Origin of the sequence: Salinicola sp. 4072, from assembly GCF_036663415.1 — a bacterium.
Classification (GTDB): domain Bacteria; phylum Pseudomonadota; class Gammaproteobacteria; order Pseudomonadales; family Halomonadaceae; genus Salinicola; species Salinicola salarius_A.
In genome coordinates this window covers 93872-112083 of sequence record NZ_JAXOVV010000001.1, presented here as the reverse complement: position 1 = coordinate 112083, position 18212 = coordinate 93872, and the positions used below count along the sequence as shown (strand labels likewise).

At 62.1% G+C, this 18212-nt stretch carries 17 protein-coding genes; 13 read left to right on the top strand and 4 right to left on the bottom strand.

Annotated elements, in window-relative coordinates; genetic code table 11:
• The first annotated feature begins 190 nt into the window (after positions 1 to 190).
• From R3F72_RS00480 to R3F72_RS00465, 4 genes are all read left to right on the top strand, one after another.
• The gene (locus R3F72_RS00480) at positions 191 to 1303 is read left to right on the top strand and encodes an extracellular solute-binding protein (RefSeq protein ID WP_087719228.1); all 1113 of its coding nucleotides are present in this window, start codon (positions 191 to 193) and stop codon (positions 1301 to 1303) included.
• 93 nt (positions 1304 to 1396) lie between these two features.
• Positions 1397 to 2530: an ABC transporter ATP-binding protein gene (locus R3F72_RS00475; RefSeq protein WP_087719229.1), complete on the top strand. Its 1134-nt coding sequence runs from the start codon at positions 1397 to 1399 to the stop codon at positions 2528 to 2530.
• Positions 2511 to 3398 carry an ABC transporter permease gene (locus R3F72_RS00470; RefSeq protein ID WP_087719230.1) on the top strand — a complete coding sequence of 296 codons (888 nt, stop codon included), beginning with the start codon at positions 2511 to 2513 and terminating at the stop codon, positions 3396 to 3398. The genes R3F72_RS00475 and R3F72_RS00470 overlap by 20 nt, the downstream gene beginning before the upstream one ends.
• A gap of 12 nt (positions 3399 to 3410) precedes the next feature.
• Positions 3411 to 4211 (top strand): ABC transporter permease, encoded by an 801-nt coding sequence (locus tag R3F72_RS00465; protein ID WP_332778625.1) that lies wholly within the window; start codon positions 3411 to 3413, stop codon positions 4209 to 4211.
• 25 nt (positions 4212 to 4236) lie between these two features.
• Here R3F72_RS00465 and plsB read toward each other — a convergent pair whose 3' ends face one another.
• On the bottom strand, positions 4237 to 6657 hold the full coding sequence (gene plsB / locus R3F72_RS00460) for a glycerol-3-phosphate 1-O-acyltransferase PlsB (RefSeq protein WP_332778624.1): 2421 nt from the start codon (positions 6655 to 6657) through the stop codon (positions 4237 to 4239).
• Positions 6658 to 6832: 175 nt separating this feature from the next.
• Between plsB and R3F72_RS00455 the strand changes: the two genes are divergently transcribed.
• The gene (locus R3F72_RS00455) at positions 6833 to 7960 is read left to right on the top strand and encodes a phospholipase D-like domain-containing protein (RefSeq protein ID WP_332778623.1); all 1128 of its coding nucleotides are present in this window, start codon (positions 6833 to 6835) and stop codon (positions 7958 to 7960) included.
• 27 nt (positions 7961 to 7987) lie between these two features.
• Here R3F72_RS00455 and R3F72_RS00450 read toward each other — a convergent pair whose 3' ends face one another.
• Positions 7988 to 8665, bottom strand: coding sequence for a YecA/YgfB family protein (locus R3F72_RS00450; RefSeq protein ID WP_332778622.1), 678 nt, complete (start codon positions 8663 to 8665; stop codon positions 7988 to 7990).
• 118 nt (positions 8666 to 8783) lie between these two features.
• Here R3F72_RS00450 and R3F72_RS00445 point away from each other — a divergent pair, with 118 nt between their 5' ends.
• The 3 genes from R3F72_RS00445 to R3F72_RS00435 all read left to right on the top strand — a co-directional run bounded on the left by R3F72_RS00445 (position 8784) and on the right by R3F72_RS00435 (position 12727).
• Positions 8784 to 9383: a SprT family zinc-dependent metalloprotease gene (locus R3F72_RS00445; RefSeq protein ID WP_332778621.1), complete on the top strand. Its 600-nt coding sequence runs from the start codon at positions 8784 to 8786 to the stop codon at positions 9381 to 9383.
• Between the two features lie 337 nt (positions 9384 to 9720).
• A complete protein-coding gene (gene acs / locus R3F72_RS00440; RefSeq protein WP_087719234.1) occupies positions 9721 to 11673 on the top strand; it encodes an acetate--CoA ligase in 1953 nt (650 codons plus the stop codon).
• Between the two features lie 388 nt (positions 11674 to 12061).
• Positions 12062 to 12727: a response regulator gene (locus R3F72_RS00435; RefSeq protein WP_087719235.1), complete on the top strand. Its 666-nt coding sequence runs from the start codon at positions 12062 to 12064 to the stop codon at positions 12725 to 12727.
• A 172-nt stretch (positions 12728 to 12899) separates the two neighbouring features.
• On the opposite strand, the gene R3F72_RS00430 is transcribed toward R3F72_RS00435, so the two are convergent.
• Positions 12900 to 13538 carry a hypothetical protein gene (locus R3F72_RS00430; RefSeq protein ID WP_087719236.1) on the bottom strand — a complete coding sequence of 213 codons (639 nt, stop codon included), beginning with the start codon at positions 13536 to 13538 and terminating at the stop codon, positions 12900 to 12902.
• Positions 13539 to 13629: 91 nt separating this feature from the next.
• The gene (locus R3F72_RS00425) at positions 13630 to 14094 is read right to left on the bottom strand and encodes a GlcG/HbpS family heme-binding protein (RefSeq protein WP_303854594.1); all 465 of its coding nucleotides are present in this window, start codon (positions 14092 to 14094) and stop codon (positions 13630 to 13632) included.
• Between the two features lie 102 nt (positions 14095 to 14196).
• Here R3F72_RS00425 and R3F72_RS00420 point away from each other — a divergent pair, with 102 nt between their 5' ends.
• The 5 genes from R3F72_RS00420 to R3F72_RS00400 all read left to right on the top strand — a co-directional run bounded on the left by R3F72_RS00420 (position 14197) and on the right by R3F72_RS00400 (position 18206).
• Positions 14197 to 14880, top strand: a complete 684-nt coding sequence (locus tag R3F72_RS00420) for a GntR family transcriptional regulator (protein ID WP_087719238.1) — start codon at positions 14197 to 14199, stop codon at positions 14878 to 14880.
• A complete protein-coding gene (locus R3F72_RS00415; RefSeq protein ID WP_332778828.1) occupies positions 14846 to 15109 on the top strand; it encodes a hypothetical protein in 264 nt (87 codons plus the stop codon). The genes R3F72_RS00420 and R3F72_RS00415 overlap by 35 nt, the downstream gene beginning before the upstream one ends.
• Positions 15110 to 15318: 209 nt before the next feature.
• Entirely contained in the window at positions 15319 to 16299 is a 981-nt protein-coding gene (locus tag R3F72_RS00410; protein ID WP_332778620.1) for a TRAP transporter substrate-binding protein, read from the top strand.
• Positions 16300 to 16359: 60 nt separating this feature from the next.
• Positions 16360 to 16923 carry a TRAP transporter small permease gene (locus R3F72_RS00405; RefSeq protein ID WP_332778619.1) on the top strand — a complete coding sequence of 188 codons (564 nt, stop codon included), beginning with the start codon at positions 16360 to 16362 and terminating at the stop codon, positions 16921 to 16923.
• Positions 16920 to 18206 carry a TRAP transporter large permease gene (locus R3F72_RS00400; RefSeq protein ID WP_276232244.1) on the top strand — a complete coding sequence of 429 codons (1287 nt, stop codon included), beginning with the start codon at positions 16920 to 16922 and terminating at the stop codon, positions 18204 to 18206. Before R3F72_RS00405 ends, R3F72_RS00400 begins: the two co-directional genes overlap by 4 nt.
• Positions 18207 to 18212: the final 6 nt, after the last annotated feature.

The following is an 18212-nucleotide window of genomic DNA, read 5'->3' as shown; positions in this document are numbered from 1 at the left end:
TGGACCTTCGTTCAGATGTCTTTTCCATGACAGGCTGGTAATCTCTTTTTGAGCGGACGTTCAATAACCACGAAATGCCAATACGAAACGTCACGCTGTCGTAACAGGTCTGTCGTATAACAATGTTTTCCGCTAGCCGGTATTTTTGCGAACCCGGGCGGCGGTTCGACAAACAACAGGAGACCTTTCGATGACCCTCTCCCGTCGTCGTTTCTTGCAGGGGGCTGCGGCTGCCGGTGCCGCCGCTTCGGTACCTTTCTATATCAATCGCGCTTTTGCCCAGAATCAGACGCTGCGCATTTACGCCTGGGCGGGTTATTTCACCGACGAAATGCTCGCGGATTTCACCGCCAAGACCGGCATCAAGGCGACCTTCACGCCCTATGGCACCAATGACGAACTGATGAATTCGTTGCGGGCCACCGATGGTTCCGGGTTCGATGTGATCATGCCTACCGTGGACCGTGTGCCTGGCTACCTGGATTATCAGTTGATCCAGCCTCTGGATACGTCGCGTATTCGCTGGGATGGCTGCCTGGATACCGCGATGACGGGCTCGGAAGTCGGCGGCGTGGTCGATGGAAAGCGCTATTTTGCGCCGTCGGACTGGGGCACCGAGGCCATCGCCTACAACACCCGATACACGGATATCGACCGATCCCGATTGAGCTATGGCGATCTGTGGAACCCGGAAATCGGCCCCGGCGTGACCGTGCGGGCGCACTCCGCACTGGTCGGCATCGGCCTGTGGCTGGAAGGGCAGGGCAAGCTGCCACGGCCGTTGCTCGATTCGTTCAAGACCGAAGAGGCGATGCGCGCCAATTTCGATGTCATCCTGGGCGAAGCGCTCAAGCACAAGGACATGGTCATCCAGTTCTGGTCGACCGAGAACGAAGCGCAGGGTGCCTTCCGTACCAACGGCGCGCTGATCGGCCAGACGTGGGACAGCACCGCCTTCCGGCTGCAGAGCGAAGGCGAACCCATCGCGTATGGCGCGCCGAAGGAAGGCGCCATGGCGTGGATGGAAGGCTTCGTGATTCCCCAGAATGCGCAGAATGTCGACGCGGTCTACGAGTTGATCAACTGGTACTACACCCCGGAAGCGGGAGCGATGTTCGTCAAGTCGACCGGCTACAACTCCACTGCCGTCGGCGCCGAGGAGTTGCTGCCCGAGGCGACCCGCCAGTTCTTCAGGGATTCCTACACCCAGCAGGACCTGGACAACCTCTGGTGGTGGCCGGTGCAGGACCCGTGGTACGTCGCGTTGCGTAACGAGTATCAGGATCGTTATCTGTCGGCGTAAGCCTCTCTCGCCACGATTCCCCGTGTGAGACGACACGGGGAATCGTCGAGATACCATGGAATTACGGTAACGATATCATTCCAAGAGGACGTCATGGACGGTCGCGTATCCCTGCGCCAGGTCGCCATGCGATTTGGCGATTTCACGGCGATTCAGCCGACTTCGCTGGAGATCGAGTCGGGCGAGTTCTTCAGCTTTCTCGGCCCCTCCGGCTGCGGCAAGACCACGTTGCTGAACATGATCAGCGGGTTTCTCACGCCCAGCGAAGGCAGCGTCGCCATCGGCGGCACGGATATGACCCGGGTGCCGGTCAATCGCCGCCCGACGGCGATGATCTTCCAGAATCTGGCGCTCTTTCCGCTGATGAGCGTTTACCAGAACATCGAGTTCGGCCTGGAGGTGCGGGGCATCGACCGTCAGGCGCGTCGCCGGCGAGCGGATGAACTGCTCGAGCTGGTGGCGTTGGGCGGCAGCGGAGACAAGCCGGTCGCCGATCTTTCCGGTGGCCAGAAGCAGCGAATCGCGATCGCTCGGGCCCTGGCCGTCGAGCCCAGGGTGTTGCTGCTGGACGAGCCGCTGTCGGCGCTGGATCTCAAGCTGCGCCAGCATATGCGCACCGAGCTCAAGGCGATTCAGCGCAAGACCGGCATCACCTTCATCTACATCACGCACGATCAGGGCGAGGCGTTGACCATGTCCGATCGGGTCGCCGTGATGTCGGAAGGGCGCATCCAGCAGGTCGCCGACCCGATGACGCTGTATCGCCAGCCGAAGACCGACTTCGTGGCGAATTTCGTGGGTGAGAACAACCGGTTCCCGGGCCGTGTCGTGGCCCGGGAGGGCGGAATGGCGACCCTGGATGTCGGGCTGCCGGCACCGTTGACAGGCCACGCCATGGACCCGGTCGAACCGGGAGACGAGGCGACGCTCTATGTCCGTCCCGAGCAGTGGCGCGTGGGGCCCGCCGACGATCGGCGCCTGCCGCTCGGCGGGGTGATCCGGACCGAGCACTTCGAAGGGGCGTGGCTGACGCTGGAAATCGCGCTGGAGCAGGGGCCGATGATCCGGGCCCATCTGCCGCACGCAGCGGCAGGGGAACTCGAAGGCCAGTTCGCCGTCGGTAGCGCTTGCCGGCTGGACTATGCGCCGAATCAGGCGGTGGTGCTGGCGGGTGCCGAAGCGGGTCAGCCGAGCGAGGAGGCCATCGATGTGGCAGCAACTGCGTAATCGCTTCGGCGTTCCGTTGACCATGGCCATCGTGGCGCTGCTGGGGATCTGGCTGATCGTGATGGTGCTGTTGCCGCAATGGCAGATGATCGACTACTCGTTTCATCCCTCGCTGCTGCCGGCCGAACGCGGCGGCGAGAAGGATGTCTGGTCGCTGACCAACTACGCCACCTTCTTCAACAACGACATCCACCTCGCGATCTTCTTCAAGACGATCTGGTCGAGTGTTCTCGTCACCGTGCTGACGCTGATCGTCAGCTACCCGCTGGCCTATTATCTCGCCAAGGTCGCGACACCGGGGCAGGCGGCCCTGTGTCTGCTTTTGTTGATCATCCCGTTCTGGATCAACGAGATTCTTCGCACTTTCGCCTGGTACATCATCTTCGCCTTTCGCGGCCCGCTCAACGAGCTGCTGTTCGCGCTGGGCCTGATCGACCGGCCGATCCGCTTTCTGAATGGCGATATCGGCGTGCTGGTGGGCATGGTCTATGCCTACATCCTGTTCATGGTCTTTCCCCTCTATAACGCCATCGAAAGCCTGGATTCCAACCAGATTCGCGCCGCGCGGGATCTGGGCGCAGGCTGGGGCCGCACCCATCGGCGTATCGTGATTCCCCATGCCAAGCCGGGCATCGCCACGGGCTGCATCATGACGTTCATGCTGGCGGCCGGCAGTTATGCGGTACCGGCGCTGCTGGGTTCGCCGGGCAGCCGCTGGTTCACGCAGATCATCTACAACTGGTTCTTCGAAGGCGGGGACTGGAATCAGGGAGCCGCCTATGCCTTCCTGCTGCTGGTGCTGTGTATCGTCTTCGTCACCGTCATCATGCGGATTTTCAAGGTCGGGCTCGGCGACATTGCCAAATAGGGAAAGCGCTTCATGAGTTCATCGCGATTCTTCTCCTGGGCGCTCAAGGCCTACCTGCTGGTTTTCTTCGTCTATCTGTTTCTGCCGCTGGTGATCATGGCGGCGGCGACGTTCAACGAAAGCCGCTTCCCGACCGTCACGCCCTGGACCGGCACCACGCTGCAGTGGTTTTCGGCGCTGTGGGCCGATGGCGGGATGTGGAGCTCGCTGGTCAACAGCCTGCTGGTAGCCGTCGGCGTGCTGTGTCTGGCGCTGCCCATCGGCGTGGCGAGCGCGCTGTTCCTGACCACGGTCGAGGGGCGCGGCAAATCCTTCATCTACGCGCTGATCCTGTCGCCGCTGTTGACGCCGGGGGTGATCATCGGCATCTCGACGCTGATCTTCTGGCGGAACTGGGGCGTGAACGGGGGCATCGCCTTGACCATCATCGCCCAGAGCGCCTTTATCGCTGCCTACGTCATGCTGATGGTGGCGGCTCGGCTTCAGCGCTTCGACCGCACGCTGGAACGCGCGGCCCTGGATCTCGGCGCCAGCCAATGGCAGATGTTCCGCCGGATCCTGCTGCCGTATCTCAAGCCGGCCATCCTGTCGGCGGCGGTGCTGGCGTTCCTGCAATCGCTGGAGAACTACAACACCACGCTGTTCGTCGCCGGCTACGACACGACGCTGACGATCTACATCGCCTCCAAGGTTCGCACGGGGCTGACCCCGGCGGTGAACGCGCTGGCGCTGCTGATGATTCTCTTCACGGTGGGGATGGCGGTGATCTACGAACTCAAGCGCCGTCGCGAGGCCGCGCGGCGCCTGGCCTGACAGGCCGTTGGAGGAAAAGCGAGGCCTACTGGCGCGTCAACCGCACCAGGCGGTGGCGCAGCTCCGGGTCGAACAGCGCCCGGCTGCGTCGTTGCAGGCGCGGCAGCGATTCTTCGTAGAAGAGATGCTCGTTCTCGACGCGTAGCCAGCCTTGCTGTTCGAGCGTGTCCAGCAATCCGCTGAACAGACGCTTGTCGAAGAACTCCGGGGCGTTGAGCCCAGCCAGCAGCGTCAGGCGCTCGGCCAGTTGACGGCTGTGTTCTTCCAGCACTTCCCGGGTCAGCTCGCCGCTGGGATAGCGCAGCAGCGATGCCAGCAGCAGATAGGCGCGCTCCAGCGTGGGCTGCACCGGTTGCCCCAGCAGTCGCAGATGTTCGCTGGATTCGAGATGCCCGGGCTGCCGGCGCCAGCCGTTGTCGGTGGCTTGCAGCAGGCCTTCTTCCGTCAATACGTCGAGGGTATCCGCCAGGCGCTGTCGTGGATCGTCCGGTGGCGCGAAATAGAGCTCCTGCGCCAGCAGCGGCCAGGCCGGCGTCAGCAGTGCATCGAGGTCGTCGAGCGAGAAGGCGGCGTTGTTGCGAAAGGCGAATGCCACCAGCCCGAGATGCATGAACAGATGGAGTACGTTGTTGCGGTACCAGGTCAGCAACGTCGCCTGCTCCGGGCGCGCGGTAATCAGTTCGCCGAGCGCCTGGGGCTGACGCGTGACGAAGCCCAGATTCACGGCGTGATCGATCCACTCCGCCGGTTCTCCCGTCGGCAGTTGGCAGCGCCGACTGCCGGGCAGATGCTTCTGGAGCCTGACCAGCAGGCCGATGTGGTGTGCCAGCAGATCGGATTCGATGGTGTGGTGCGGCGTCGCCAGCAGCGTCATCGCTACCAGCGAGACGGCATTCAGGCTGGCGGCGTCGTTGATTCGGCGAGCCAGCGTTTCCCCCAGCAGCGGAACGGCCCGATTCAGCCACGCCGGGCGTGTCGAAGCGGGCTCGCCTTGCCAGTCCGGCACCGTATCGTTCAGGAAGCTGGCCAGCGATAGCGGCTCCCCCACGCTGACGGTGACACGGCCATGAGGCTCGCGGAGATGCTTGAGCACGCGCAGCAGATCCAGCGGAGACTCCTTCTTCTTCCGGCCGCCGCGGAGCTCGCGCAGATAGCTGTTGCTCTCCAGCACGCGTTCGTAGCCGACGTAGACCGGCACGAAGGCGACATCCCGGATCGCGTCCCGCGCGAACGAGCGCAGCGTCATCGCCAGCATGCCGGGGCGGGGCGAGAGCATCCGCCCGGTCCGCGAGCGCCCGCCTTCGATGAAGTATTCCACCGGATGACCTCGGGCGATCAGCTGGTGCAGATACTCGTTGAAGACGGTGGCGTAGAGGCGGTTGTCCTTGAAGCTGCGGCGCATGAAAAACGCGCCGCCACGTCGCATCAGCGCGCCGATCACCGGCATGTCGAGATTGCGTCCCGCGGCGATGTGCGGCGGCATCAGGCCTTCCCGGTAGAGCACGTAGGAGAGCAGCAGGTAGTCGATGTGACTGCGATGGCAGGGGACGTAGATCAGCGTGCGCTCGCCGGCGATCGCCTTGACCGCGTCCAGCCCGTGTACATCGACGCCGTCATAGAGACGGTTCCACAGCCGCTTGAGCATTTCATAGAAGAAGCGCAGCACCGGGTACGACATGTTGGAGGCGATTTCGCGGGCGTAACGCTCGGCGCGCCGGCGCTCGCGTGCCGGTGTGCTGCGATTGGTTTCGGCAGCCTCGAGCACGGCCTGACGAACCGGTTGGCTATCGACCACGCCACGCACCAGCGTGCGATGATGCGAGATGTCCGGCCCCAGCACTCGAGCGCGAATGCGGCGGAAGTGAACGCGCAGCACCCGGGCAACCTTGCGCTGGGTCAAGGTGACGGCGGGATCGTCGATCAGCGGCCGCAGCCGGATCGGCTCGCCGAAGTGCGCCTCCAGATGGCGGCCGTTGACGATCACCGAGAGCAGCCGGCGCAGACGCCCGCTCCAGGCCCAGTCGTCCGCGGCCAGCATCTTCCAGAAGCCGAAGCCCTTGCCCGGGGCGCGGCTCCAGAACACGCTGACCGGCACCAGCTGCGCGTCCAGCTCGGGGTCGGCCTCGAGCGCGTCCAGCAGCTGCTGCAGATGTGCCGAATGCTGGCCCCGGATCTTGCCGCGACTGCCCCGCAGGCGCGGCAGGGCGAAGCAGGCCGGCAGCCCGCCGTGACCGAAGGGATGCCATTCGCCGGCGTCGGGGAGGTCGAGATCGCGGCTCAGGCGTTCGACGGCGAGCTCGTCGGTCATCGAGGGGCGAGCGATGACATAGAATGTCGGCAGCGTGGAATCGAGCTGGAAGGGCTCCGGCTCGACCAGGCGAAAGGCCAGCCAGCGATCGAGCACGCGACTGGCCAGGCGGTGCCACAGTCGTTGAAGTTCAATCACGGTCGTTGGTGTCCATAGTCATTGAAGCCCCAGGAGCGCTGGCATCGAGGCAATTTCCCCTGCAAATCCCCGAGTATAGCGACAAGCCCAGCCGACAGCGATGACCCGGAACGGTCGCTTTCCTTGGCGCCGCAAACGTGCGTCAATCGGGAGCGACCAAGGAGGCAGGTAGTTAATGCAAGCGACATGGAAGGACGGTAACCGTTTCGAGCTGTTGCCGGAGGGCAAGCGTTTCTGGCCTGCCATGAGAGAGGCCATCGAAGGCGCCCGGCACTATTTGTGGATCGAGCTCTATCTGATGGAGTCGGGCTCGCTGGCCGAGCATTTCATCGACGCGCTGACGTCGGCGGCAGCGCGTGGGGTCGAGGTCAAGCTGATGCTCGATGGCGTCGGCAGCATGGGGCTGTCGCATGGCGATCGGCGGCGACTGCGGGACGGCGGCGTCGAGCTGCGGTTCTTCAACCCGCTGGCGGTGACGCGGCTGGGCGGCAACCTGATGCGCGATCATCGCAAGCTCGTCGTCGTCGATGGCGTCACGGCCTTTACCGGCGGCTTCGGCATCGTCGACGAGTTCATCGATGCCTGGTACGAGGTCGCGGTGCGTATTCAGGGGCCGGTGGTCGAGGACTGGATGCAGCTGTTCGCCCACGTCTGGGATTCTCCGCTGACGCGCGGTGATGGCACGCGAACGCGTCTGACGCGGTCGCTTCACGGGGCATCGGTGCCGGCACCCTTTGCCGGCGGCATGCGGGGTCGGGCCATCTGGGGGCGGGGACATCGCTATCAGGCGATTCGTCTCTCGCTGCAGGGGCGCATCGGCACGGCTCGCCGCAGGCTCTGGCTGTGCACGCCCTACTTCGTGCCGACGCTCAGCCTGCGTCGGGCGTTGGCTCGCGCCGCCCGCCGCGGCATCGACGTGCGCCTGTTGCTGGCCGGTGGCGGGCACCATGACCACCCCGGCGTGCGCTACGCCGGGCAGCGGTTTTATCGCCGGCTGCTCAAGGCGGGGGTCAGGATCTACGAATTCCAGCCCAATTTCATTCATGCCAAGTTCAGCGTCGTCGACGACTGGGTATCGCTGGGGTCGTGCAACTTCGATCACTGGAGCCTGCAGTGGAATCTCGAAGCCAACCAGGAGGTCGATGACGCCGAATTCGCGGCCGAAGTCGCCCGGCTGTTCGAACGCAACTTCGCCGCCAGCGAGCATATCGATGCCGAAAGCTGGGCCCGGCGCTCGTGGGGGCAGCGGGCGAGAGAGTGGCTGTTCGGCACGCTCAACGCCTGGGTGACACGGCTCAAGTAGCGGCGGGATCCGGCGCTGATTCAGACCCTAGCGCTTGCGGCCACGCTTGCGCCCACCGGATGTTCTGGCGGCGCTCTTTCCTTTGCCTTTGGGCGGCTCCGGCGGCACCCGGAAATGCAGGTAGAGATCCAGCGTCAACTCCGGAAGCTGGCCCGCCAGGGCGGCAAACTGTGCGTCCTCGGTGACCATCTCCGCGATCTCCGGCTCGTCGTCGAACAGGCCGGACAGCGCCATGAATGGCAGCAGCAGGGCGGCCACATGCGATTCATCCTGGGAGAACCAGGCCGCCTCGTCGAGAAAGACGCCTTGCATGAATCCGGCGCACCAGTCCTCGATGGCGGCGGCCATCTCTCCCGCTTCATCCAGCTCGGCATCGAAGGGCAACTCGACCCAGTGGCCGCGCTCCAGGATGCTGGCGGCGTTGGCCTTGAGCGCTTCCAGCAGGCCGAGAATCTCGTCGCGCTCGGCGGTATCGTCGAAAGGAGGCTCTCCCTCGAAAAGCTCGGCGATCCACTGCTCTGGGGAGATATCCCGAGGCGAGACGGCAAGCGCCACCAGATAGCCGTGGGCGCTGATGACATCCGGCGCCTCTTCGCCGAGACGTTCGGCGTTCAGGTAGTCGTCGAGGCGCGCCAGCGCGTCGTCATCCAGCGGCGGTTGGCTCTCGACGGCATCGTCCGGTCGTTCAGACGAGAGTTCAGGCATGAGGGCGCTCCGGATCAGGCGAAGATAATGAATGTGCGGCCGATACGAACCTGGGATCGATACGAGCGTGTGACCCACAGGAATCCATGGCAAGGATCGGCGGGCTGGACGCCCGTCCGTGTCGTCGGCATTCTATCATCCCATGATCGATCTGCGTTCTTCCCCCGTTTCCCCCGCCCTCGGCGAAAGTGACGCCCAGGCGCTGGAGGCGCTCGACGAGTCGTCGCTGGAAAGCCGGCTGCTGCAGCGAGCCGACGCCGCCTGGCGGCTCGCCTGTGAGGTGCACCCGGCGCTACCCCGGCCCAGGATCTGGTTCGACCTGCGCGGCCGGAGCGCCGGGCAGGCGCATTACCAGCGTGGCGGACTGCGTTTTAATCGGACGCTGCTGCTCGAGAACCGGCAGGCTTTCATGGACGAGATCGTACCCCACGAGATGGCGCACTGGCTGGTCTTCCATCTGGAGGAAGGGCTGAACGCCCGGCCTCACGGGCGCGAGTGGCAGACGGTGATGCGAAAGCTCTATGGTCTGCAGCCGGTCGTCACGCACCGTTTCGACATCGCGCGTGCCAGCCCTTCGCCTTATCTCTATCGCTGCCGCTGCGAGACCCTGCATCGATTCACCGGGCGGCGCCATTCCCAGGCCTCGAGGGGGACTCGGTATCGCTGCCGTCACTGTCGAGCGACGCTGACCTTTGCCTATCGGGAGTCGCCGGCATAGCGCTGGCGGCGTTCCAGCGAGCTCCCTTTTCTCCATTTCTTTTTCTCTTTCCCACTCGAACCTCACCAGGGCTGTCGACGTTTCAGCGCGAGCCGCGGCCGTGCGTGAAGCGTCGACGGGCCTCGCTTTTCGGCGACCCTGTCGTCGTCGGATCGAGCCTGATTGGCACGATTGCGACAGGCGAACGACACTGGTTGATACGAAGGTCTAATAGGGGGTGCCCGGTGCCGCCGTTATATGCTGACCCACTCGAGCGTCGATGGTCTATCGCATTGAGCCAGTTGGGCTTTCGCCGTCGAACGGGTACGAACATAGTCATCAACAGGGAGACTGGAGCATGAGCGAACAGCAGCGCGTATATCCTGTCGATAAGCGCTTGGCAGCCGATGCCTGGATCGATCGCGATCGTTACGAGACGCTCTATCGCCAGTCTGTCGAAGATCCCGAAGGCTTCTGGCGCGAGCAGGCCGAAAGCCTGAGCTGGAGCCGGAAGCCGGCCACGATCAAGAACACCTCGTTCGCTTCGAACAATGTCGATATCCGCTGGTTCGAGGATGGCGAACTCAACGTCGCCCACAACTGCCTGGACCGTCATCTGGAAACCCGGGGCGATCAGCCCGCCATCATCTGGGAAGGCGACGATCCCGCCGATCACAAGACCATCACCTACCGTGAGCTGCACCAGCGCGTCTCGCAGCTCGCCAACGGCCTCAAGTCCCTGGGAGTCGGCAAGGGCGACACGGTCACGCTCTACATGCCGATGGTGCCGGAAGCGGCCATGGCGATGCTGGCATGTGCGCGCATCGGTGCGGTGCATTCGGTGGTGTTCGGCGGCTTCTCGCCGGATGCCCTGGCGGGGCGTATCGTCGATTCCCGATCCCGCGTCGTCATCACGGCCGACGAGTCGGTACGTGGCGGCAAGCAGGTGCCGCTCAAGGACAACGTCGATGCGGCGCTGACCCGGGAGGGCACCGACGTGGTCGAGTCCGTGCTGGTGGTCAAGCGCACCGGTGGCGACATCGAGTGGCATGAAGGCCGGGATCGCTGGTTCGATGAGGTCGTCGACCCGCAGTCCACCGATTGCCCCGCCGAGACGATGAACGCCGAAGATCCGCTGTTCATTCTGTATACCTCCGGGTCGACGGGGACACCGAAAGGGCTGAAGCACACCTCCGGTGGCTATCTGCTCTATGCTGCGCTGACCCATCGCCTGGTCTTCGATTATCACGATGGCGAAGTCTACTGGTGTGCCGCCGATGTAGGCTGGATTACCGGGCACAGCTATATCGTCTACGGGCCGCTGGCCAACGGCGCCACCACGCTGATGTTCGAAGGCGTGCCGACCTACCCCAGCCATGGCCGCATGGGGCAGGTCGTCGACAAGCACAACGTCTCGATTCTCTATACCTCGCCGACGGCCATCCGCTCGCTGATGGCGCATGGCGAGCACATCATGGACGACAGCACGCGCAGCTCGTTGCGCGTTCTCGGCTCGGTGGGGGAGCCGATCAACCCGGAGGCGTGGGATTGGTTCTACCGCGTCGTCGGCAATTCCCGCTGCCCGATCGTGGATACCTGGTGGCAGACGGAAACCGGCGGACACATGATCACGCCGCTCCCCGGCGCCACCGATCTCAAGCCGGGCTGCGCCACCAAGCCGTTCTTCGGCGTTCAACCGGCGCTGCTGGACAACGATGGCAAGCGACTGGAAGGCGCGACCGAGGGGAATCTTGTCATCCTCGACTCCTGGCCAGGGCAGGCGCGCTCGATCTGGAACAATCACGAGCGCTTCGTTCAGACCTACTTTTCCACCTACGAAGGGGTCTACTTCACCGGAGATGGCTGTCGTCGCGATGCCGATGGGGATTACTGGATCACCGGGCGTATCGATGATGTGCTGAATGTGTCCGGACACCGGATGGGAACGGCGGAGATTGAGTCGTCCCTGGTCGCTCATCAATCCGTGGCCGAAGCGGCTGTCGTCGGCTATCCGCATGATATAAAAGGTCAGGGGATTTATGTCTATGTCACGCTCAACGATGACGTCGAACCCAGCGAGGAGTTGAAGCAGGAACTCAAGCAGTGGGTGCGCAAGGATATCGGCCCGATCGCCACGCCTGATGTGATCCAATGGGCGCCGGGACTCCCGAAAACTCGCTCCGGCAAGATCATGCGCCGTATCCTGCGCAAGATTGCTGCCAATGAATGCGATGGGCTAGGTGATACCTCGACACTCGCCGATCCTGGCGTCGTGGAGGATCTGATCGAAAATCGCCATGTGCGCTCCTGATTCGTCATTTCGAGTTTTGAAATGGGCTTTTGGGTCAATCATCATGGTGACGGCTATATAACTAGTTAATTTGAGTGACCGCTACTCATATCGACTGATGATTGTCGTTCGATCGTCTTGAAAGAGGCTTTCCTCCCGGTACTTTTCGTGCCACTCCAAAGGGAGGGAAGCACGCCAGCTTTCCGAGACGATCGAACTTTTTTTATGTATTTGCGGCGTATTTACCCTTTGGTTATCCCTGGATTTTTTTCCCAATGATTTGATACTTGGGATTCCACGAGTGCATGGGGTAACATGCCGTTAATCAATAGTTGAACCATCTTTGTCTAGGTGGCGATAGTGGACCGACTATCTCGCCACATATCTCGACAGCGCCGGAGGAGAATCAATGGCTTTTGCCCAGAAATTCATCGTTGCCGATGACCACCCACTCTTCCGGGCGGCGCTCAATCAGGCATTGCGACAGGTGTCGCCGCAAGCAGAAATCGTCGAGGCGGACACCATGGAGGCGACGACGGAAGTCGTCACTCGACACCCCGATGCCGATTTGATCCTGCTCGATCTGCACATGCCTGGCGCTCACGGTTTCTCGGGGCTTATCCAGCTTCGCGGACAGATGCCGGATATTCCGGTGACGGTGGTATCCGGTAGTGAAGAGGTGGACGTGGTCCGCCGTGCCATCGATTACGGCGCTTCGGGTTTCATTCCCAAGTCTGCTTCTCTCGACACCATCGCCGAAGCGATCGGTGAAGTGCTCAAGGGTGAAGTCTGGTTGCCGCCTTATCTGGCGGATGCCATGGGCGAGGGCAGTCCGGAGGATGCCCGTTTCGCGGAAGCGATCGCCTCATTGACGCCACAGCAATTTCGCGTACTCAACATGTTGACGGAAGGGCTTCTCAACAAGCAGATCGCCTATGAACTCAATGTGTCGGAAGCCACCATCAAAGCTCACGTGACGGCCATACTACGCAAGCTAGGGGTTCACTCGCGTACGCAGGCCGTCATCGCTGCTCAGAAGTTGGAGATCGAACCGCCCAAGGTGACCAACGACTGATCGTTTCGGATATCCGGGTGTCGGTAGCCGCCGTTTCTCATTGTAGAATCGGCGGCTTTCTCGTTTCAGCGAGACTGAACTCGACAAGGGAGCAGGAGGGCCTTGAAGATAGTCGCAGCAGCAAGGCTACTGTCTTGTGCTACGTGGCGGTCTTAAGAGACATGGTAGAAGGTTAAGTCGGGGTAGAGGGCTTTTCGTTGCGAAGTCGCCTGGCCAAAAGCAGCAGCTCCACGCTAGCGAAAAACAGCAGGCTGTAGCCGGCCAGTTCCGTGATCTCTTCCGCTGCGTCCTTGACGATTCGCAGGTAGTGTTCGCCCATCAGGGCTTGCCACAATTCACTGCGCCCGTAGAGGCGCGAGAACACGTAGGTCGTGAGAAAGCCGCCCGCGAACAGTCCGAATCCCAGGCTGTTGGCAATCAGCGAGAACTCTTCGAGAAAGCCGCGCCGTGCGCGTATCACCAGCGTCAGGGTCGGTAGTGCCAGGAGTACCGCCAGGCATTGCCAGGCGCCATCGAAGACGTAGGCATCCAGCCATTGGTCGTTCTCCCGCACGAAGGATATCGCGAAAAATGCGGCCATCAGCAGGCTGACGCTGCGCAGGACTCTGTAACGCAGACGAATGACCAGCATCAGAACCGTACAAAGCAGCAGCAGCGCAGCCTGGGTGAGTTCCGTCAGCGAAGTCTCGCTGAAATCGGGGGCGCCCGCATGTCTGGCGTCCACCGTCATCACTATCTGCATGAGCCCGGCCAGGATCAGGACGTAGATGCCGGCCCTCAAGGCGATTGCGCGAAAGGAGAGAGTAGGCATGATAGATTCCTGCACAGCAATTGATAGCTGGCTAAGATTATCAGCCTTAATGTTCTTAAGAAGCGCTGTTCCGTAAAAATTTAAGCTTTTCTTAATTTTCTGGCGCGAGACCGGCCCGCAGGCTGGCTGCCTCTATTCCTGCCATGGCAGCCCGTTCGTCATTGTCGGAACTGTCTCCGCTGACACCGACGGCACCGATGACTCGCTCCTGCTCGTCGAGAATCAGCACGCCGCCGGCCACGGGGACGAATTCGCCCTGGGACGCCGAGGCGACTGCCGACAGGAACGACGGTCGTGCCTGATTCCGTTCACCGATCGTGCCGCTGGACAGACCGTAGCCCAAGGCGGCCTTGGCTTTGCCATGCGAGACGGCCAACCGTAAAGTGGCGCAGCCATCGGCTCTGTCGCAGCTTATCGGGTGCCCACTGGTATCCATGACCGTCACGGTGATGGGATTCATCGACTGCGCTGCCGCATAGGCTAGAGCGGCCTCGACAATGGTGCGGGCTTGCTTCAGTGACAAAGTCTGGTGGGTGAGATAGACGTTACGAGCCATTGTGATCTCCATTCTCTGTTTTTGTATTCATAATTCATTTTTAGTGGCGTCATCCATGCGCCATTGGGAGAATGGAAACATCGAACCTGTTCTGAGTGCCCCATGATCAAGATTCAGCAAAACACCCTGTACGGCGAGGCAGCCGCCCGCATCCGGGACATGATCAACGATGGAACCCTGCTTCCCGGTACCCGGATTCCGGAAAAACAACTATGCGAGCAGTTCGGGGTTTCTCGAACGCCGCTTCGCGAAGCGCTCAAGGTACTGGCGTCCGAGGGGATGGTCGAACTCCTGCCCAACCGGGGAGCGCGTGTCGTGCGGTTGACGCGCCAGATGCTGGAGGAGACCTACAGCGTGATGGGCGCGCTGGAAGGGCTGTCCGGCGAGCTGGCGTGTCGCTATATTACCGAAGAGGAGGTCGCCGACATCCAGGCGCTGCACTATCAGATGATGGCGCACTACAAGCGCAAGGAGATTCGGCCTTACTTCGAACTCAACCACCGCATTCACGATGCCATCATGCTGGCAGCCCGCAACGAGGTACTGCGGGAGACCCACAGCAGCTTGAACTACCGCATTCAGCGGGTGCGCTATTCCAGCATGATCGATGAGTACTGGGACCAGGCCGTGGCCGATCATGAAGCCATGATCGAATGCCTGCTGGCCCGGGACGGAGAGCGACTCGGTAGCATACTGCGAGAGCATCTGCGCCATAAGTTGGTCGTGGCGGCCGCGAGCGGGGTGATCGATGATGACCCGGGCGTCGCCCGGAGCCGTAGTTCGTAAGACCGAGCTGGGACAGAACGACACCCTTTTAATCTGGTGGCGGAAGGGGATTGCATCCCGCTTTCCGCTTTCCGCTTTCCGCTTTCCGCTTTCCGCTTTCCGCTTTCCGCTTTCCGCTTTCCGCTTTCCGCTTTCCGCTTTCCGCTTTCCGCTTTCCGCTTTCCGCTTTCCGCTTTCCGCTTTCCGCTCGGAATTTCTCCTGTTTCTGCCTCCTGCTGCGCCGTTCTGAGCGTTGCGGGATTTTCCCGGTTTCAACTTTCCGTCAATAGACAAATGTCGGGTTGGGCAATAATGAATTATGAATTCATAATTCGCCGGCAGGATCTCCAAGGTGCTCGCACTGCGGGGTATCGACCGGGGGCGTCGCGGGAGCCTCGTTGACCGTCTCCGATCCATCGTTCAGGCGAGCCACTATAAAAAGACAGAAGGACGCCAGTGATGAAAACTCTCAAAGCAGGCCTGTTGGCGCTCGCGCTGATGGCCGGTATCAGCCACGCCAATGCCCAGGAAGTCCAGATCAAGTTCGCGCACGTCGGCGAGCCGGATTCGCTGTTCGCCGATGTGTCCCAGGAATTCGCCAAACGCGCCAACGAAAAGCTGGCGGGTGAAGCCAAGGTGGTCGTCTACGGGTCGAGCCAGCTGGGCGGCGACTCGGAGTTGCTGAAGAAGCTCAAGCTGGGCACGGTCGATCTGGCGCTGCCCTCGACCGTCATGAGTAGCGTCGCTCCCCAGTTCGCGCTGTTCGAAATGCCTTATCTGATCGCAGATCGTGACCATATGGCCAGGGTGCGCGACGAAGTCGTGAGACCTCAGCTCTATCCCGTCGCCGCAAGCCGGGGCTATCACATCATCGGCGTGTGGGAGAACGGCTTCCGCCAGATCACCAACAACGTCCATCCGATCAATACGCCTGCCGACCTTTCCGGGATCAAGCTGCGAGTGCCGCAGGGCGTCTGGCGTGTCGAGATGTTCAAGAGCTACGGCGCGAACCCGTCGCCCATGGCGCTCTCCGAGGTGTTCGTCGCCCTGCAGACCGGAGCGATGGATGGTCAGGAGAACCCGCTGGTCCAGACCTACGCCTCGCGCCTGCAGGAGGTGCAGGAGTACCTTTCGCTGTCGGATCACATCTACACCCCGGCCTTCGTGACGGCTGGCATGAGCTGGAACCGGCTGCCCGAGCACGTGCGCGAGGTGCTCCAGCAGACGGCCATGGAGATGGAATCCTACGCGTTGGAGCAGGGCGCGAAGCTCGACGAGGAGACGCTGGCCAAGATGCGTGACGCCGGTCTGCAGATCAACAAGGTCGATCGTCAGGCCTTCATCGATGCCTCCCAGTCGGTCTACGACAAGTTCATCAAGGACGTCGACGGTGGCCAGGAGATGCTCGACAAGGTGCGTGAACTGCAACCCGCCAGTTAATTCGCGGGCCCGGTCGTGCCGAATCACGGCGCGACCGGGCCGTGGACGAAGGAGCCGCCTGTGAAAACTCTGAATACGCTGCGCGATGGCTTCAGCCGACTGCTCGAGATCATCGTGGTCGTCAACATGCTGGTGCTGGCGGGGATCGTGATCGTCGGCTTCCTCTCGCGCCTGGTGGGGTCGCCCTTTACCTGGTACGACGAGGCGGCCTCGATCAGCCTGGCCTGGCTGACCTACTACGGTGCTGCCCTGGCTGCCGCCAAGGGGGCACACATCGCCTGTCCCAGTATCGTCAATGCGTTTCCGCCGAGCGTGCGTCTGCCGATCGCGCTGCTGGGCGAGGCCGTGACGATCGCTTTCTTCGTCCTGCTGACGGTGACCGGCTGGCAAGTCGTCCAGATTCTTGCGGGGTCGACCATGATCAGCCTGACCACCGTCTCGCTGCAATTCACGCAGTCGGCGCTGCCGATCGCCTCGGTGCTGTTCATCATCGCCGAGCTGCTGCGGTTGCCGGAGGTGATTCGACAGGCGAGGGGAGACGGTTTCGTCGATCATGAGCTCGAGGAGGTGGGTCTCGGCTCGAACATGGCCAGTCAGTCCGATGCAGGGAGTGCGACACGATGATTCTGGCACTAATGTTCGTAGGACTGCTGCTGTTGATCGTGCTCAACGTACCGATCGCCATTGCGCTGGGTCTGGTCGGCGCCGTCGCCGTCTACTCCAGCTACGGCGTCTATGCGTTGCCCAATATCGGGCTGACCATGTTCGAGGGCGCGACCAACTTTCCGCTGATCGCCATTCCGCTGTTCATCCTTGCCGGGGCGATCATGAACGCCTCCAGCATCTCGCGGCGTCTGATCGACTTCGCGGCGTCGCTGGTCGGCTTCGTCAAGGGCGGCCTGGCGATGGTGACCATCGGTTCCTCGATCTTCTTCGCCGAGATTTCCGGCTCTGCCGTGGCGGGTGTCTCCGCGCTGGGCAGCCTGCTGATTCCGGCGATGAAGAATCGCGGCTACTCGAAAGAGTTCGCTGCGGCGATCTCGTCGTCCGCTGCCAGCCTGGCGATCATCCTGCCGCCATCGATCCCGATGATCCTGTACGCGGTCATGTCGGGAGAGTCGGTGGTCAAGATGTTCGTCGCGGGCATCTTCCCGGGGCTGCTGGGCGCTCTGGGCCTGGCCGTGGTCTGCTACTTTTTGGCGCGCAAGAACAACTTTCCTTCCGAAGGGCGTTTCCAGGCCAGCCGAGTCTGGAAGTCGTTCAAGGAGGCGATCTGGGCGCTGATGATTCCGGTGATCATTCTCGGCGGCATCTTCGGCGGCATCGTCACCGCCACCGAAGGCGCGGCGCTGGCGGTCGTGGTCGCGATCTTCATCAGTGCCGTGATCTATCGGGAGTTCTCGCTCAAGACCCTGTGGAAATCCTGTCTGGATGCCGGCATCCAGACTGCCGTGGTGATGCTGCTGGTCGCCAGTTCCGCACTGGTGGGGCTCTATCTCACCGAATCCCAGCTGCCGCAACAACTGGCCAATTCGATCGCCGGCTTGACCGACAACAAGTACGTCATCCTGGCGCTGCTCAATATCATCTTCCTGATTCTTGGCGTGTTCCTGCACTCGGCGGCGGCGATCATCCTGGTAGTGCCGATCGTGCTGCCGCTGATTATCCAGGTGGGCATCGATCCGCTGCACTTCGGCCTGATCGTCACGCTCAACCTGGCCATCGGCCAGCAGACGCCGCCCGTGGCGAGCGTGTTGATCGCCTCGTGCTCGATCGCCAAGGCAGACATCTGGCGTACGACGCGAACCAACCTCTGGTTCCTGGGGGTGCTGTTCGTCGTGCTGCTGTTCAACACCTACGTGCCCGACTTCGCGCTACTGCTCGTGAATCTGATCTACGGCACCTGATGCCGG

What these genes read in the sequence shown, in the direction of transcription:
- R3F72_RS00480 (WP_087719228.1), top strand. Translation starts at nt 191, where the DNA reads ATGACCCTCTCCCGTCGTCGTTTCTTGCAGGGGGCTGCGGCTGCCGGT.
- R3F72_RS00475 (WP_087719229.1), top strand. Translation starts at nt 1,397, where the DNA reads ATGGACGGTCGCGTATCCCTGCGCCAGGTCGCCATGCGATTTGGCGAT.
- R3F72_RS00470 (WP_087719230.1), top strand. Translation starts at nt 2,511, where the DNA reads ATGTGGCAGCAACTGCGTAATCGCTTCGGCGTTCCGTTGACCATGGCC.
- R3F72_RS00465 (WP_332778625.1), top strand. Translation starts at nt 3,411, where the DNA reads ATGAGTTCATCGCGATTCTTCTCCTGGGCGCTCAAGGCCTACCTGCTG.
- R3F72_RS00455 (WP_332778623.1), top strand. Translation starts at nt 6,833, where the DNA reads ATGCAAGCGACATGGAAGGACGGTAACCGTTTCGAGCTGTTGCCGGAG.
- R3F72_RS00450 (WP_332778622.1), bottom strand. Translation starts at nt 8,665, where the DNA reads ATGCCTGAACTCTCGTCTGAACGACCGGACGATGCCGTCGAGAGCCAA.
- acs (WP_087719234.1), top strand. Translation starts at nt 9,721, where the DNA reads ATGAGCGAACAGCAGCGCGTATATCCTGTCGATAAGCGCTTGGCAGCC.
- R3F72_RS00435 (WP_087719235.1), top strand. Translation starts at nt 12,062, where the DNA reads ATGGCTTTTGCCCAGAAATTCATCGTTGCCGATGACCACCCACTCTTC.
- R3F72_RS00430 (WP_087719236.1), bottom strand. Translation starts at nt 13,538, where the DNA reads ATGCCTACTCTCTCCTTTCGCGCAATCGCCTTGAGGGCCGGCATCTAC.
- R3F72_RS00425 (WP_303854594.1), bottom strand. Translation starts at nt 14,094, where the DNA reads ATGGCTCGTAACGTCTATCTCACCCACCAGACTTTGTCACTGAAGCAA.
- R3F72_RS00420 (WP_087719238.1), top strand. Translation starts at nt 14,197, where the DNA reads ATGATCAAGATTCAGCAAAACACCCTGTACGGCGAGGCAGCCGCCCGC.
- R3F72_RS00415 (WP_332778828.1), top strand. Translation starts at nt 14,846, where the DNA reads ATGACCCGGGCGTCGCCCGGAGCCGTAGTTCGTAAGACCGAGCTGGGA.
- R3F72_RS00410 (WP_332778620.1), top strand. Translation starts at nt 15,319, where the DNA reads ATGAAAACTCTCAAAGCAGGCCTGTTGGCGCTCGCGCTGATGGCCGGT.
- R3F72_RS00400 (WP_276232244.1), top strand. Translation starts at nt 16,920, where the DNA reads ATGATTCTGGCACTAATGTTCGTAGGACTGCTGCTGTTGATCGTGCTC.